This is a genomic window from Polaribacter porphyrae, assembly GCF_002954685.1.
GTDB classification, from domain to species: domain Bacteria; phylum Bacteroidota; class Bacteroidia; order Flavobacteriales; family Flavobacteriaceae; genus Polaribacter; species Polaribacter porphyrae.
On record NZ_MSCN01000001.1, the window covers coordinates 3,526,775 to 3,541,649 of the forward strand.

Genomic DNA, 14,875 nt, shown 5'->3' on the forward strand with positions numbered 1-14,875 from the left:
GGGGCGTTTTTTATTTTGATACGTTTTTAAAATATAAATCATTAAATAAAAGTATTTTTATCAAGTGAAAGTAGATTACATCATCGTTGGTTTAGGATTAGCAGGATTGGCTTTTGTAGAAGAGTTAATCAATGCCAATAAAACTTTTTTGGTTTTTGAAGATGATTCTCAAACATCATCATTAGTGGCTGGTGGAGTTTATAACCCAGTAATTTTAAAACGATTTACACCAGTTTGGAATGCAAAACAACAACTAGAAATTGCAATGCCTTTTTATGAAAGTTTAGAACGAAAATTTGATTTAAAATTTGATCAAAAATTTATTATAAAAAAAGTTTTTAAATCTATAGAAGATCAAAACAATTGGTTTGAAGCATCAGATAAGCCGTTGTTAAAAGATTATATAGATCCTAAAATAGAAAGCATTAAAAGAGAAGGGATTTTGGCTGATTTTGGCTTTGGAAATGTAAATGAAGCTGGTAGAATTGATACTAAAAAATTGGTAAAAACGTACAGAACTTTTTTGAAGAAAGAAGACAAAATAAAGTTTGAGAAATTCGAACATCAAAAAATAAAGTTCAATGAGAATCAATTAGTGTATAAAGACATTACCACAAATAGAATTATTTTTTGTGAAGGTTTTGGGATGACAAAAAACCTTTTCTTCAATTACTTACCTCTAAATGAAGTAAAAGGCGAGTTAATTACCATTCATGCACCAAATTTAAACATCAATTTTTTATTGAAATCAACATTATTTGTGCTTCCTTTAGGAAATGATAATTACAAAATTGGTGCTACTTTTAACTGGAAAGATAAAACCTCAAATATATCTGAAGAAGGTAAAGAAGAATTAGTAGAAAAGCTTAAAAAGGTAATTGATGTCGACTATAAAATTATAGATCAAAATGCAGGAGTGAGACCAACTGTTAGAGATAGAAGACCTTTAGTTGGTAAACATCCAGCTTATCCTAATTTGGCTATTCTTAATGGTTTAGGTACAAGAGGTGTAATGATAGCACCAGCATTAGCAAATCAACTCTTTCAACATTTAGAGAATGGAGAGGAGTTAGATAAAGTTTCAGATATTAAAAGATTTGAGTAACATCAAGCATCCAACTTTTTACTTTCAACTCTATGTTCATAACTCACAAACATATTTATCCAAAGAATTCTAGATAACCTTAAGTTAACTGGTGCCAAAATAAAAAGTGCAACTATAACAGCTAAAAAAGACTGTAATAAATTAAATTCAAAACCCAATTTTGTAATTAAAAAAACAACAATTGAAATAGCTACAGTAATCCCATAATTTACATACATAGCTCCGTAAAAGAAAGAGGGTTCTAGCATAAATTTTAAATCACAGTTTGAACAATTATCATGAAGTTTAGTAATTTTTGAAGGATTAAATGTAAATCTATATTTAAAAAAATCTCCTTGATGACATTTAGGACACTTGCCATTTACAACACTATATATTTTTGTCCCTTTTTTAAACATGATACACGCTTTTTAGTTAGTTTTGCACACTACAAATTTACATCATTTATATGTTAAACGTACATAATTTAACGGTTTCCTTTATGGGAACAGATTTGTTTTCTGGTATCACTTTTAAATTGAATAAAGGAGATAGAATAGGCTTGATTGGTAAAAACGGTGCAGGAAAATCTACTTTGCTAAAGGTGCTTTCTAGAGATATAGAAAGTAGTGGAGGTACAATGGCATTTGATAAAGATGTAAAAATTGGTTTCTTAAGACAAGATATAGATTTTGTACAAGGAAGAACCATTTTAGAGGAAGCCTACCAAGCATTTGAAGAGATTAAAGAAATTGAGTCTGAATTAGAACACATCAATCATCAATTAACTACAAGAACAGATTACGAAAGTGATGCTTATACTCAATTAATTCAAGATTTAACAGACAAACAAGAACGTTACGAGTTACTTGGAGGATACAATTATCAAGGAGATACAGAAAAGATTTTACAAGGATTAGGATTTCAAAGAGAAGATTTTGATAAATTGACAGATACTTTTTCTGGTGGATGGAGAATGCGTATAGAATTGGCAAAACTATTGTTACAAAATAACGATATATTACTGTTAGATGAGCCAACAAACCATTTAGATATAGAATCTATTATTTGGTTAGAGCAGTTTTTGAAAAACTATGCAGGTGCAATTGTGTTGGTTTCTCACGATAAAATGTTTTTAGATAATGTAACAAACAGAACCATAGAAATTTCTTTAGGTCAGATTTATGATTACAAAAAACCATATTCTCAATTCTTATTATTAAGAGCAGAAATTAAAGAAAAACAATTACAAGCACAGAAAAATCAAGAGAAAGAAATTAAGCAAAAACAGCACTTAATTAACAAGTTTAAAGCAAAAGCTAGTAAAGCTTCTATGGCACAATCTTTAATGAAACAGTTAGATAAAGTGGAGTTGATTGAAGTAGATCAAGATGATAATGCTGCCATGAATGTTCGTTTTGCAATATCTAAAGAACCTGGTAAAATTATTCTAGAAGCTGAAAATTTATCTAAAAGTTATGGAGATAAGCACGTTTTAGAAGGTGTAGATTTATTGATTGAAAGAAATAGTAAAATTGCTTTTGTTGGGCAAAATGGACAAGGTAAATCTACTTTAGCAAAAATGATGGTGGGCGAAATTCCTTTTGAAGGACATTTAAAATTGGGACATAATGTTGAAGTTGGATATTTTGCACAAAATCAATCAGAATATTTACCACCAGAAAAAACGGTTTTAGAAATTATGGAAGATGCTGCCACAGATTCTAACAGAATGCGAGTTAGAGATATGTTAGGTTCTTTCTTGTTTGGTGGTGATGCAGTTGATAAAAAAGCAAAAGTACTCTCTGGAGGAGAGAGAAATCGTTTGGCTTTGTGTAAATTATTGTTACAGCCATTTAATGTATTGATAATGGATGAGCCAACAAACCATTTAGATATTGCCTCAAAAACGGTTTTAAAAGAAGCGTTGAACAATTTTAATGGAACTTTAATCGTGGTTTCTCACGATAGAGAGTTTTTACAAGGATTAACCACTACTGTTTACGGGTTTAAAGACAAGGTAATTAAAGAATATTTGGGCGATATCGATTATTTCTTGGAACAGCACAAAATGGAAAGTTTACGTGAAGCAGAAAAGAAAACTGTGGTTAAAGCAGTTAAAGATACTTCTAAAAAAGAAGTATATCAATTATCAAGAGAGCAAGAAAAAGAGTTAAAAAAACTAAACAACAAACTTTCTAAAATTGAAACTGAAATTGCTGATTTAGAAACAGAAATTGAAAAAATTGATTTAGAATTAGCTAATAATTATGATGAAGTTTCAGCTAAACCTAACTTCTTTGAAAAATACAAATCTAAAAAGGCAAAAGTAGATGCATTAATGGAAGAATGGGAAAAGGTAGAAGAACAGGTTTCAAATTTCTCTTGATTAATTAATGACTAATATTGATCAAAATAATTTCCTTGGATTTAGATGTATTTTTATACACCAATTTTTGGTAAAAACTTTAAATTCAGTTTGATTTTTTTAAATTATAATTAACGTTTTAGCTATAGTTATTTTTCCATAATTTGTTCTAATTCTTTCACTTTCCAACCACTATTTCCTTTTATAAACAACTCAATCATTGCAGCATGACTGCCACCAAGCAAAACCATTATCTTTTCATCAGAATCAATGCTATTTTTTTGGATTAACGACCACATATATAAGTTCCGTTTATACCATTCAGATGTTAAATAAGGTCCTGAAAAATCATTAGGTTTGCCTGCTAATAACATTAAATTATTATGCCAATTGTTTGAATAACTTCGAAACTCTTTACTATTTATATAATAAGTAAGTTCTGTAAGAGAAATTCCAGCTTCTATTTTATTGTCAATTTTTTTAGCCCAGTTAAAAATCTCTTGAATTTGAGCTTGAAGTTTTGATTGCTTTGAATTTTCAATATCACTCATTACTTCCTCAAAAGGAAACTCTGTAGAATAATCAATTCCATAAACTTTTTGCAAGCTATTATCTTTTGCTACTTTAAATGCCAATTGAAATATTTCATTCTTCATATAAAAATCTGAAAGACTATCATTATTAAAATATTCTCCATTTGTATATTGTTTAAATAATGAATCCAATTCATTTTGTTCATCATAAGGCCATTCTACGAAAATTTTAGTCGGATTGTATTTTTTAATATTGGATGAAATTTGTTGCAATTCAAGTTGGTATTTTTCTTTTAAAATATCAAAAGACTTTGTTTTAGTTACATCTTTACCAGGATTATTGTAATGAAATGTTCCAATAAGTAAAACTTCTCGTGCTTTTGAAGTTTCAATTTTTTTCGTTTTCTTTTGCTCTTGGTTACATGCTAAAACTAGAAACGAGAGTACGAATATAAAAATGCTATTCTTCATTGAAATATGCTTTTCTTAATAAAACACAAATTTGAGAAATCAATCTCAAATTAAATTGTAAAAGATTTACTTTAATTAAATATCCATTGAATAGTACTTTTATCTATGGTTGAAAGGTTTTTGAAAAAGGTTTTTGGAGTATATCCAGTCAATGATTTAAAGTTGGAAACCATATGTGATTGATCAAAGAAATCTACTATATAAGATAATTCAGTTAATTTTGTCTTTTTGTTAGACTCTTGCATTTCTTTTAAAGCTTTTCTGAAACGAAGTATTTTTTTATATTCAGAAGGTGTTTTGCATAAGTGTTTTTTAAACTGTGCGATTAATGTCTTTTGACTGACATTAAATTCATTAGCTAATTCTAAAGTCGTTATTTTGGGGTTTTCTTCTATTTTTGAAATAGCACTGCTTAAAAATGGATGGTAAAACCCAATTATTTTACTAATCCAATACTTTTCCAAACTCGCTATTAATAGAGTTTTATTTTCAGTTTCTAAAATTTTTTTCATTTCATTTTCATAATCAGAAAATGGTACAAAAGGGTCAAAGTTGCTGTGACTATAACTTGCTAATTGTTTTTTTAGAAATGCGTTAAGCCCTAGTGGTTTAAAATAAATGCAAATTTCCTTAATATCTCCTTGGTATTTAAAACAAATCGGTCTGTTGAATTTACAGACTAAACTTGTCTCTAATGATTTTGATTCAGAAAATTTGGTAGTGATATTTTTAGTCGTGATAATATTTTCTGCATTGTTAACTACTGCTATAGTTGAGAAAATAGAAGGAAAGGTTAAATAACTTATTTTATTTTCCTTTCGGGAATGTTTCAAAATATAAAAACTTTCAATGTATCTCTCAAGTTCTTTGTTTTGTGGTTTAAACATTTCAATCTGCATTGATTTTTGAATTCTGAAGGTTTTTGCCAACGTAATTTCGAATATGCGTCGTTTTAATGACTTATATTCAAAGTTAGCCAAGTTATTTTTTTATTCTTTTAGAATCAAGATAAATTATTTTCTAACTGTGTATATTTTATTAGTAATCTTCCATAAACCTTTAATTTTATTAAGCGATAAAATATCAATATAAATTATAGTATCTACTTTCATACTTATTTTAGCACTTGCAATAGTATTATCTACAATATCTATATTCAGTATATGTAAAGCACAGTTTTCTAAAGTCGTTTTGGGTAATTTTTTTCTATTTCCCCATTTTGGGACGACTTCTTTAAAATATCGATTTTTAAAACCGATTACTTTGTTGTCTTTTACAATAGGCACTTTCATGGTGCCATGTTCTAAATCAAATGCTTTTTCTAGTTTTTCTAAATCTCTGTGTATATAACCATCATAATAATTTTGAATAGTTTTAGAAATATTAGCTACAGTAGTCGTTTTCTCTTGACTTGTTATAGAAAAGGAGATAAAAAATAAAAAAATATAAAGTTGTCTTTTTATAAATATTATAATTCAAAATTATCGCCTTCATTTGCAAAGTTAAAGCCTAACTTTTCTATCGCTTTTCGTTCTTTACTATCTTTTTGCAAGGCTGGGTTTGTATGGTTAAAATGAATAAAAATAATTTTATCTCTAACAATAATAATCTCATCTTTAAATAATTGTACAGTTTCTTCTATAAAAGGATGAGGCACTTCTGTCATGGCTCTTTTTACTTCTTTTTGATTCAAAAAAGTTGCATCTAAAAACGCGTAATCTACTTTTTTAACTTCTTCAATAATAGAACGTTTCCATTTCTGCCATTTATCAATATCAGGAATGAATAGTGCAGTTTTGTGTTTTCCTTGAATTTTGTAACCAACTGTTTCAGTAAATTCATCTCTGTGAGGCACCAAAAAAGGAGTTACTTTTAATTGATTATTCAACACAATTGTAGAATCGTGTTGTAGTTTTTTTAGTTTGATGTTTTGTAAAGAAACCAATTGGCTCCAAGGACCATTTGTAGTCAAATAATTTCTCATTTTTGGCATTGCAAAAACGGGAATATTTTGCTTTCCATAAGCTTCTCTACCAAAATACATTAACCCTGTGTAATGCCCAATATGTGCATGAGTTAAGAAAACACCATCAATAATTGAGTTAGTTTTTAAATGATTATTTTCTAAAGTAGCCAATTGCGTATGCATATCTGGTGTAGCTTCAAACAACCATTTTTGTTTATTTTTTGTATCAACCAAACCCAAAGCCACTACACTTTTTCTTTTTCGTTTATTTTGATATATAGCATTACAACATTCTTTTTGGCAACCAATATGAGGATAACCTCCATCTTGTGCAATTCCTAAAACTGTAATGTATTGTTCAAATTTTTTAGGTAAATTTTCTTTGTTTTCTTGCTTTTTATCACACGAAAGAAAAAGGAAAATCAATAGCGAAGAAATAAAATATTTCATTCAAAAAAAAACTAGTGAATAATAGATAAAGCACCAGAAGGGCATTTTGCAACCTGGTCTATAATTTCTTGCTTGGTTGCATTTTCTGCTTGAATCCAAGGTCTGTCTCTAGGTTTAAAAACTTTTGGTAATCCTTTAGCACAAAATGCAGCGTGAATACATTTTTCTGATTCCCAACCTATTTTTATATCTTCTTTTGGGTAAGTTTTCATAATATTAGTAATTAGTTTCTTTAAAGGTAAGAAAAACTATAACACAAAAAAAGCATCAAATTAATTTGATGCTTTTATAAAATATTTATGATTTGTTATTATACAAAAACTCTCCAACCATAAGGATCTTCTGCTTTGTTCGTCTGTATGTCTGTAATCATTTTCTTTAATATGGTAGCATAAGGCTTTTCTAAAACTGGTAATTCAAATTCATCTTCTTTGTGACCAAAACCAGCAATTGGTGATATTACTGCTGCTGTACCAGCACCAAACATTTCTTTTAAACTTCCGTTTTTTGCAGCTTCTACAACTTCACCAACAGAAATTTTACGAACTTCAGTTTCAATACCATTATCTTCAGCGATTTGTAAAATACTTTTACGCGTAATTCCATCTAAAATACGATCGCTTGTTGGGCTTGTAATTAAGGTATCGTTAATTCTAACAAAAATATTCATTGCACCAGCTTCTTCAATAAATTGGTGTGTGTTATCATCTGTCCAAATAACTTGATTAAAACCTTTTTCTATAGCTAATTGTGTTGGGTAAAACTGTGCAGCATAGTTACCACCAGCTTTTGCATAACCAACTCCACCATTAGCAGCTCTTGCGTATTTTTCCTCAATCAAAACTTTTACCTTTCCTCCAAAATAAGCTCCAGAAGGTGCTGTGCAAATGATAAATTTATAAGCATCTGCAGGTGATGCATGAAAACCGTTTCCAGAAGCAAACATAAAAGGTCTTATGTATAAAGAACTTCCATCATTTGTAGGAATCCAATCACTGTCAACTTCTAATAAAGCTTTTAAGCCATCCATAAAAATTTCTTCAGGAATTTCAGGAATGACCAAACGTTGAGCAGACTTATTTAAACGTTTGCAGTTGTCTAAAGGTCTAAATAACATGATGTTATTATCAGCATCTTTGTAAGCTTTCATTCCTTCAAAAATAGATTGGCCATAATGAAAAATCTTTGCAGAAGGAGCTAACGAAATTGGTGCAAATGGCTCAATTTTAGGAGCCTGCCATTTTCCGTTTACAAAATCACAGGTAAGCATGTGATCTGAATATACACTTCCAAAAGGTAAATTATCAAAATCAACAGCAGTTATTTTTGATGTTTCAACACGTTCAATTGCTATACTTGTTGTCATTTTAATGATAAATTAAGAGCTACAAATGTACATAATTTATTTATTCATTATGTAAGGAAAACCTCCATTTTCTTGTTAATTTTATTACTTTTGCAAAGAATTTGTTTAAAATTATGAATATGAAAAATTTAATTAAATATTGTTTGGTAGCGTTATTGGTTTTCGCATCATGTAAAAATGATAAAAAGCAAGAAGTGTCTAAAAAAGAAACCACTAAAGAGTTGGCAAGTTTTAATTCTTATGGAGATAAAATATCAGAAGAAAACTCACTTTCTGCTTCAGAAATGTATGCGAAATTCAAAACAATGAAAGTTGGTGATACTGTTAATGTAAAATTTTCATCAAAAATAAATGAGGTATGTTCTAAAAAAGGATGTTGGATGAAGTTACCAGTTGGTGAAACTGAAACTATGGTACGTTTTAAAGATTATGGTTTTTTTATGCCTTTAGATTCTAAAGACAAAGAGGTAATTGTAGAAGGTAAAGCATTTGTTAAAGAAACTCCTGTTGATGAATTAAAGCATTATGCTGAAGATGCAGGTAAAAGCAAGGAAGAAATTGCAAAAATTACTGAACCAAAAATAGAATATGCTTTTGAAGCGAATGGTGTTTTGATGAAAAAATAGTTTGGATTATTAGATTTTTGGATGTTAAGATTATTAGATATTCTTAAAAAATAAAAATCCAACAAGCTAAAAATCTCGTACTCTAATAATCTAAATCACTTTTGAAACGCGAAATTATTATTACTTCTGATGGTTCTACAACCATTCATTTACCAGATTGGAATGAGCAATATCATTCTAAACACGGAGCAATACAAGAAGCTTATCATGTTTTTATAAAAAGCGGTTTAGAGTATGTAAAAAAGAACAAAATTTCTATTTTAGAAATAGGTTTTGGCACGGGTTTAAATGCTTTTATCACTTTTTTAGAAGGTAAAAAGAACAATCATAAAATTGATTATGTTGGTATTGAAGCATATCCTGTTGATGATAATGAAATACAGAAACTCAATTATGTAATTGAATTAGAAGCGAGTGATTTTCAATCTATTTTTGATAAAATTCATACTACTCCTTGGGAAGAGAAACATACAATTTCTGAAGATTTTTTACTCACAAAGAGGCAACAACTCTTTAAGAATATTAACGATGAAAATGCCTTTAATTTAATTTATTTTGATGCTTTTGGAGCTAGAGTTCAACCTGAATTATGGACTGAATCTATTTTTAAAAGAATGTATAAAGCTTTAAAAATTAATGGAGTTTTAGTAACCTATTCTGCAAAAGGCAGTGTTAGAAGAGCTATGCAAGCTGTTGGTTTTAGTGTAGAACGTTTACCTGGGCCTCCAGGAAAAAGAGAAATGTTAAGAGCTATTAAAACTTAAAATTAGTATAGTTCAGTTTATATCTTTAATTTTATAAATATAAACAAGTTTACATGGAATTTAAAAGGAAATTTGGCAAACAAAGAAAATCAAAACCTAAAAAAGGATTGTTTTTAATTTTGTTATTGATAGTAGCCTTATATTTATGGTTTAATGCAGAATCGTTGATGAATGCATTTTTTTAAAATCAATTTTTGGCTACAGAAAAAATAATTTTAGGTATAGACCCTGGAACAACAATTATGGGTTTTGGAATCATAAAAATTGTTGGTAAGAAGATGGAGTTTATTCAAATGAATGAGCTTCAACTTAAAAAATATAACGATCATTACTTAAAATTAAAACTCATTTTTGAAAGAACCATTCAGTTAATTGATACTTACAATCCAGATGAAATTGCTATTGAAGCTCCTTTTTTTGGTAAGAATGTACAATCAATGTTAAAATTGGGTAGAGCTCAAGGTGTTGCAATGGCAGCAGGTTTATCAAGAGAAATTCCCATTACAGAATACTTGCCTAAAAAAATTAAAATGGCAATTACTGGCAATGGAAATGCTAGTAAAGAGCAAGTAGCATTGATGCTAAAATCACTTTTAAACTTAAAAACCTTACCAAAAAATTTAGATGCTACAGATGGTTTAGCAGCTGCAGTTTGTCATTTTTACAATTCAGGAAAAGTTGTTGGAGGAAAGAATTATACTGGTTGGGCTTCTTTTGTAAAGCAGAATGAAAAAAGAGTTGATAAGTAGGCAGTTGCAGTTCCAGTTTTCAAAAAATAATAATTATGAGTTTCACAGATTTATTAGCATTTAAAAAATCATTTTCTTTGGCAATGAAAATTTTTGAAGTTTCAAAAAGTTTTCCAAAAGAAGAAAAATATTCTCTTACAGATCAAATAAGAAGATCTTCTAGAAGTGTTTCTGCTAATATTTCTGAAGCTTATAGAAAAAGGCAATATCCAAAACATTTTGTAAGTAAATTAAGTGACTCTGATGCCGAAAATTCAGAAACTTATACTTGGTTATTATTTGCTTTAGAATGTAAATATATTGACAAACTAAAATTTGAAGATTTACGAAAAGACAATTTAGATGTAGGTAGATTGATAAATTACATGATTAATAACTCTAGTAAATTTGGTGTAAAGTAACAAATTGCCAACTGAAACTGTAAACTGAAAACTATTTTGTCAGGAATTTACATTCACATACCATTTTGCAAACAAGCTTGTTATTATTGTAACTTCTATTTCTCAACATCATTAAAAAAGAAAGATGAGTTGTTAAATTGTTTGGTAAAAGAAATTGAATTAAGAAAAAATGAAATTGAAATTAATGTTATAGAAACTATTTATTTTGGAGGAGGAACACCATCTATATTATCAACTTCAGAAATTCAAAAGTTAATTGATGCAGTTTATAATAATTTTAAAGTAATAGATAATCCTGAAATTACGTTAGAAGCAAATCCTGATGATTTATCAGAAGAAAAAATTATTGAGCTTTCAAAATCACCAATTAATAGATTAAGTATTGGAATTCAATCTTTTTTTGAGTACGATTTAAAGTTGATGAACAGAGCTCACAATTCATCAGAAGCTAAAAAATGTTTAGAAATTGCAACTCAATATTTTAATAATATTTCTGTGGATTTAATTTACGGAATTCCAGATTGTACGAATGAACAATGGAGAGAAAATATCCAAACTGCTTTGAGTTTTGGAGTGCCACATATTTCGAGTTACGCATTAACTGTAGAACCAGAAACTGCTTTAGAAAGCTTTATCAGAAAAGGAATCATCAAAAATGTAGATGATGACAAAGCTGAAGAACAATTTGTAATTCTAACAGAAGAATTAAACAAAGCAGGTTTTATTCATTACGAATTGTCTAATTTTGGTAAAGAAGGCTTTTTTAGTAAAAACAATTCTTCTTATTGGTTAGGAAAATCATATTTAGGTATTGGCCCAGCAGCACATTCTTTTGATGGAGAACAACGCAGTTGGAATGTGCAAAATAATGCTATTTACATCAAAAAAATAAACCAAAACGAATTACCAATTCAAAGAGAAACCTTGTCTATTACAGACAGATATAATGAATATGTAATGACAGGTTTGCGCACAATTTGGGGAGTTTCGCTTATAAAAATTAAAAATGATTTTGGCGAAAATTATGCCAAATACTTAAAGATGCAATCTAAAAAGTTTATTGAAAAAGAATTATTGTATATTGAAAACGATATTTTAAAAACCACAAAAAAAGGTAAATTTCTTTCTGATGGGATTGCCTCTGACTTATTTAAACTGAACTTAAATTGAAAGTAACAATAGAATATAATTCAAGAAAAATAGAAGTAGATATTTCGAATCCAATTGATATTTCTATTCCAATTGACACATCAAAAGAGAATGTAAATGCTTGGTATATAGACGACCCGAAAATATCTGCAGAAACACAAGATGGCTATGAAATTAGTGTTGCTAATGGAGCTGTAGTTAATTTCAATAACATCAGTTTTAATCCTCATTCTCACATAACGCACACAGAATGTGTGGGTCATATTACTAAAGAAGTACATTCTGTAAATCAAAATTTGAAATATTTTATTTTTTTAGCAGAAGTGGTTACTATAGCTCCTTTGTTTCATAATGGCGATTTTTTGATTGGGGTAAAACAATTGAGAACAGCTTTGCGAAATAAGAAACGTGATGCTATTGTAATTCGTACGTTACCTAATTTAGAGGATAAAAAGAGTATGAGATATTCTAACACTAATCCTACTTATCTATCTGAAAAAGCCGCCATTTATTTAAGAGAAAAAGGAATTAAACATTTATTAATTGATTTACCTTCAGTTGATAAAGAAAAGGATGATGGCAAATTGTTATCACACAATGCTTTTTGGAATACAGCTGGAGAAATACGAATGGATGCTACAATAACAGAGTTTATTTATGTACCTAATGATATAGAAGATGGTGAATATTTATTGAATTTAATGATTGCACCTTTCGAGAATGATGCAACACCAAGTAAACCTGTTTTGTATAAAATTATCAAAGATTAGATGAGTAAAACTTCCAAAAAAAAATATACTTTTTATGCAATTTTAATAGTCTTAATTTTATTGATAAAAAGTGTTGTATATTCTGATATTTCTGTGGAAGATTTAAAAATGGAATATGCAAATAAGTATTCTAAATTTATAGAAATTGACGGTATGCAAGTGCATTATAGAGATGAAGGAAAAGGTTTTCCTATTATTTTAATTCACGGTACTGCATCTTCTTTACACACTTGGGATGCTTGGACAACTGAACTCACAAAAACCAATAGAATTATTAGAATGGATTTGCCTGCATTCGGACTTACAGGACCAAATACAACTGCTGATTATTCTATAAAAAGCTATACGAATTTTTTACATCAATTTTTAGAGAAAGTAAAAGTGGATAAATTCCATTTGGCAGGAAACTCTTTAGGAGGAAACATTGCCTGGAATTATGCAGCAGAATATCCTAATAAAGTTGAAAAACTCATTTTAGTAGATGCAAGTGGTTTGCCCACAAATAAACCACAACCTGCCGTTTTTAAAATGGCGAAAACTCCAATTTTAAGTGATTTGTTTTTGTATGTAACACCAAAGTTTTTCATTAAAAAGAATATGAAAGAAGTGTATGCAGACGATTCTAAAATAACAGATGATTTAATAAATAGGTATCATAAAATGGCTTTAAGAGTAGGTAACAGACAAGCGTTTATTGATAGAGCTAGAATGGATTTTAAAATGGGTTCAAAAGCAAATTTAGAAAAGTTAAAAAGTGTAAAAACACTAACATTATTACTTTGGGGAGCACAAGATAGTTGGATTCCTTTAGATAATGGAATACGAATGGATAGTGTAATGCAAAATTCGAAACTGGTAGTTTTAGAAAATTCGGGTCATGTACCCATGGAAGAGAATCCTGAAGAGAGTTTACAATTGTTACTTGAGTTTTTAAAGAAATGAAAAATTGGAAACTTCTTTTTTACTCTTTGACAGCTTTAGGAATTTATTTTCTATTTGATAAATCACCTTTATTTGATGGACTTTTACAAAAATTAGAAAAAGCTAATTCAACTTATGCAATAGGATATTACATATTAATAAAAATTGGTGGTTGGTTTTTACTACTTTTTGGAACACTGGGAATTCTAATGTTTCTATATTATTTAATTAAAACCAAGGACTAAAAACTATCAACCAACTACTAACTTCAAAACCATTTCTTACGTTTAAAATACCAAACAGAAATAATAGTTATTAAAATCATAATCCCTAATAAAATAAAATAGCCATATTTAAATTTTAGCTCGGGTATATTTTCGAAATTCATACCATAGATTCCAGCTAAAAAAGTAAGGGGAATAAAAATGACAGAAAGAATGGTCAAGGTTTTCATCACCTCATTTAAACGATGACCTTGAATGCTAAAAATCAAGTTAATTTTACTCTCTAATTCTTGTAATTCAAAATCGATATTAGAAATTAAATTGTTGGTTTGTTCTTTTAACTCGCTAAAATATTTCACATCAAAATTATCAATTTCTATTTTTTCTAATTTAATGATTGTATCTCGTAAACTTAATGTTGCTTTTTTAAAATTGAATAATTCTTGCTTGCGTTTTTCTACTAATGATGTAAATTCTGGAGTTGGTTTTATTTGCGTGGAATTTAATTTGTCAGCACTTAATTCAGCATTTCTTTGATACGTTTCTTGGTAATTATCTACTATAGATTCTAATAGTAAAAACAGTAAATAATCTGTTTTTTTACGTCTCACAATTCCCTTATTACCTTCCAAACGCTCGCGAATCCAATCAAAATAATCACCATCTTTTTCTTGAATACTCCACAAATAACTAGAAGAAACTACAAAAAGCATTTGTTCAGAATCTAAAACTTCACTTTTAGTAATTAAAACACGAGTAGAAATAAAAACCAAATCATCTAATAAAATTACTTTGTTAGAATGCTCTTGATTCATAAATAATTTCATCAAGAAATCATCTAACTTGTTGTTAGAAACTATGGTTTTAAAAATTTCTGTGAATTTATTTCCATATGTGTTCAACCATTCAATAGTTTGCGTTTTGTTAGTTAAAATGATTTCAGAAATAGTATCATAATCATTTTTCTGATAATTTTCAGCAGAATAGGTAATCAACGAAGTACGTTCTAGAAATTCCTTTTCCATATTAAAAT

General features: G+C 28.6%; 18 protein-coding genes. 10 read left to right on the forward strand and 8 right to left on the reverse strand.

Annotated features, from left to right (window positions below):
* Nucleotides 1-64 precede the first annotated feature (64 nt).
* Nucleotides 65-1,105: an NAD(P)/FAD-dependent oxidoreductase gene (locus tag BTO18_RS15750; RefSeq protein WP_105017147.1), complete on the forward strand. Its 1,041-nt coding sequence runs from the start codon at nt 65-67 to the stop codon at nt 1,103-1,105.
* A gap of 2 nt (nt 1,106-1,107) precedes the next feature.
* Here the strand turns inward: BTO18_RS15750 and BTO18_RS15755 are convergent, their stop codons facing one another.
* On the reverse strand, nt 1,108-1,503 hold the full coding sequence (locus BTO18_RS15755) for a DUF983 domain-containing protein (protein ID WP_105017148.1): 396 nt from the start codon (nt 1,501-1,503) through the stop codon (nt 1,108-1,110).
* Between the two features lie 50 nt (nt 1,504-1,553).
* Here BTO18_RS15755 and BTO18_RS15760 point away from each other — a divergent pair, with 50 nt between their 5' ends.
* Complete coding sequence (locus BTO18_RS15760) at nt 1,554-3,473, forward strand: ABC-F family ATP-binding cassette domain-containing protein (RefSeq protein ID WP_105017149.1); 1,920 nt, start codon at nt 1,554-1,556, stop codon at nt 3,471-3,473.
* A 128-nt stretch (nt 3,474-3,601) separates the two neighbouring features.
* Here BTO18_RS15760 and BTO18_RS15765 read toward each other — a convergent pair whose 3' ends face one another.
* The 6 genes from BTO18_RS15765 to BTO18_RS15790 form a co-directional block, all read right to left on the reverse strand.
* Nucleotides 3,602-4,456, reverse strand: coding sequence for a DUF5694 domain-containing protein (locus BTO18_RS15765; RefSeq protein WP_105017150.1), 855 nt, complete (start codon nt 4,454-4,456; stop codon nt 3,602-3,604).
* A 71-nt stretch (nt 4,457-4,527) separates the two neighbouring features.
* Nucleotides 4,528-5,436, reverse strand: coding sequence for a helix-turn-helix domain-containing protein (locus tag BTO18_RS15770; protein WP_146106966.1), 909 nt, complete (start codon nt 5,434-5,436; stop codon nt 4,528-4,530).
* 33 nt (nt 5,437-5,469) lie between these two features.
* The gene (locus BTO18_RS15775; RefSeq protein ID WP_105017152.1) at nt 5,470-5,931 is read right to left on the reverse strand and encodes a nuclear transport factor 2 family protein; all 462 of its coding nucleotides are present in this window, start codon (nt 5,929-5,931) and stop codon (nt 5,470-5,472) included.
* A complete protein-coding gene (locus BTO18_RS15780) occupies nt 5,925-6,872 on the reverse strand; it encodes an MBL fold metallo-hydrolase (protein ID WP_105017153.1) in 948 nt (315 codons plus the stop codon). The genes BTO18_RS15775 and BTO18_RS15780 overlap by 7 nt, the downstream gene beginning before the upstream one ends.
* Nucleotides 6,873-6,883: 11 nt before the next feature.
* On the reverse strand, nt 6,884-7,084 hold the full coding sequence (locus BTO18_RS15785; protein WP_105017154.1) for a (4Fe-4S)-binding protein: 201 nt from the start codon (nt 7,082-7,084) through the stop codon (nt 6,884-6,886).
* A gap of 98 nt (nt 7,085-7,182) precedes the next feature.
* Nucleotides 7,183-8,238 carry a branched-chain amino acid aminotransferase gene (locus tag BTO18_RS15790; RefSeq protein ID WP_105017155.1) on the reverse strand — a complete coding sequence of 352 codons (1,056 nt, stop codon included), beginning with the start codon at nt 8,236-8,238 and terminating at the stop codon, nt 7,183-7,185.
* 119 nt (nt 8,239-8,357) lie between these two features.
* Between BTO18_RS15790 and BTO18_RS15795 the strand changes: the two genes are divergently transcribed.
* The 8 genes from BTO18_RS15795 (at nt 8,358) to BTO18_RS15830 (ending at nt 13,863) form a co-directional block, all read left to right on the forward strand.
* On the forward strand, nt 8,358-8,864 hold the full coding sequence (locus tag BTO18_RS15795; protein ID WP_105017156.1) for a DUF4920 domain-containing protein: 507 nt from the start codon (nt 8,358-8,360) through the stop codon (nt 8,862-8,864).
* A 101-nt stretch (nt 8,865-8,965) separates the two neighbouring features.
* Nucleotides 8,966-9,628, forward strand: coding sequence for a tRNA (5-methylaminomethyl-2-thiouridine)(34)-methyltransferase MnmC2 (mnmC2, locus tag BTO18_RS15800; RefSeq protein ID WP_105017157.1), 663 nt, complete (start codon nt 8,966-8,968; stop codon nt 9,626-9,628).
* A 194-nt stretch (nt 9,629-9,822) separates the two neighbouring features.
* Nucleotides 9,823-10,377, forward strand: a complete 555-nt coding sequence (gene ruvC, locus BTO18_RS15805) for a crossover junction endodeoxyribonuclease RuvC (protein ID WP_105017158.1) — start codon at nt 9,823-9,825, stop codon at nt 10,375-10,377.
* A gap of 35 nt (nt 10,378-10,412) precedes the next feature.
* Nucleotides 10,413-10,778 (forward strand): four helix bundle protein, encoded by a 366-nt coding sequence (locus tag BTO18_RS15810; protein WP_105017159.1) that lies wholly within the window; start codon nt 10,413-10,415, stop codon nt 10,776-10,778.
* A gap of 36 nt (nt 10,779-10,814) precedes the next feature.
* Entirely contained in the window at nt 10,815-11,948 is a 1,134-nt protein-coding gene (gene hemW, locus BTO18_RS15815) for a radical SAM family heme chaperone HemW (protein WP_105017160.1), read from the forward strand.
* The gene (locus tag BTO18_RS15820; RefSeq protein WP_105017161.1) at nt 11,945-12,697 is read left to right on the forward strand and encodes a cyclase family protein; all 753 of its coding nucleotides are present in this window, start codon (nt 11,945-11,947) and stop codon (nt 12,695-12,697) included. The genes hemW and BTO18_RS15820 overlap by 4 nt, the downstream gene beginning before the upstream one ends.
* A complete protein-coding gene (locus BTO18_RS15825) occupies nt 12,698-13,639 on the forward strand; it encodes an alpha/beta fold hydrolase (RefSeq protein WP_105017162.1) in 942 nt (313 codons plus the stop codon).
* Nucleotides 13,636-13,863 carry a hypothetical protein gene (locus BTO18_RS15830; protein WP_105017163.1) on the forward strand — a complete coding sequence of 76 codons (228 nt, stop codon included), beginning with the start codon at nt 13,636-13,638 and terminating at the stop codon, nt 13,861-13,863. The genes BTO18_RS15825 and BTO18_RS15830 overlap by 4 nt, the downstream gene beginning before the upstream one ends.
* Nucleotides 13,864-13,886: 23 nt before the next feature.
* On the opposite strand, the gene BTO18_RS15835 is transcribed toward BTO18_RS15830, so the two are convergent.
* Nucleotides 13,887-14,867, reverse strand: a complete 981-nt coding sequence (locus BTO18_RS15835) for a CorA family divalent cation transporter (protein ID WP_105017164.1) — start codon at nt 14,865-14,867, stop codon at nt 13,887-13,889.
* Nucleotides 14,868-14,875 lie beyond the last annotated feature (8 nt).

Excerpts from the sequence above, each read along its gene's own strand:
- BTO18_RS15795 (WP_105017156.1), top strand. The coding sequence starts at position 8,358 with ATGAAAAATTTAATTAAATATTGTTTGGTAGCGTTATTGGTTTTCGCA.
- BTO18_RS15760 (WP_105017149.1), top strand. The coding sequence starts at position 1,554 with ATGTTAAACGTACATAATTTAACGGTTTCCTTTATGGGAACAGATTTG.
- BTO18_RS15810 (WP_105017159.1), top strand. The coding sequence starts at position 10,413 with ATGAGTTTCACAGATTTATTAGCATTTAAAAAATCATTTTCTTTGGCA.
- BTO18_RS15830 (WP_105017163.1), top strand. The coding sequence starts at position 13,636 with ATGAAAAATTGGAAACTTCTTTTTTACTCTTTGACAGCTTTAGGAATT.
- BTO18_RS15765 (WP_105017150.1), bottom strand. The coding sequence starts at position 4,456 with ATGAAGAATAGCATTTTTATATTCGTACTCTCGTTTCTAGTTTTAGCA.
- BTO18_RS15755 (WP_105017148.1), bottom strand. The coding sequence starts at position 1,503 with ATGTTTAAAAAAGGGACAAAAATATATAGTGTTGTAAATGGCAAGTGT.
- BTO18_RS15780 (WP_105017153.1), bottom strand. The coding sequence starts at position 6,872 with ATGAAATATTTTATTTCTTCGCTATTGATTTTCCTTTTTCTTTCGTGT.
- BTO18_RS15835 (WP_105017164.1), bottom strand. The coding sequence starts at position 14,867 with ATGGAAAAGGAATTTCTAGAACGTACTTCGTTGATTACCTATTCTGCT.
- BTO18_RS15785 (WP_105017154.1), bottom strand. The coding sequence starts at position 7,084 with ATGAAAACTTACCCAAAAGAAGATATAAAAATAGGTTGGGAATCAGAA.
- BTO18_RS15790 (WP_105017155.1), bottom strand. The coding sequence starts at position 8,238 with ATGACAACAAGTATAGCAATTGAACGTGTTGAAACATCAAAAATAACT.
- BTO18_RS15825 (WP_105017162.1), top strand. The coding sequence starts at position 12,698 with ATGAGTAAAACTTCCAAAAAAAAATATACTTTTTATGCAATTTTAATA.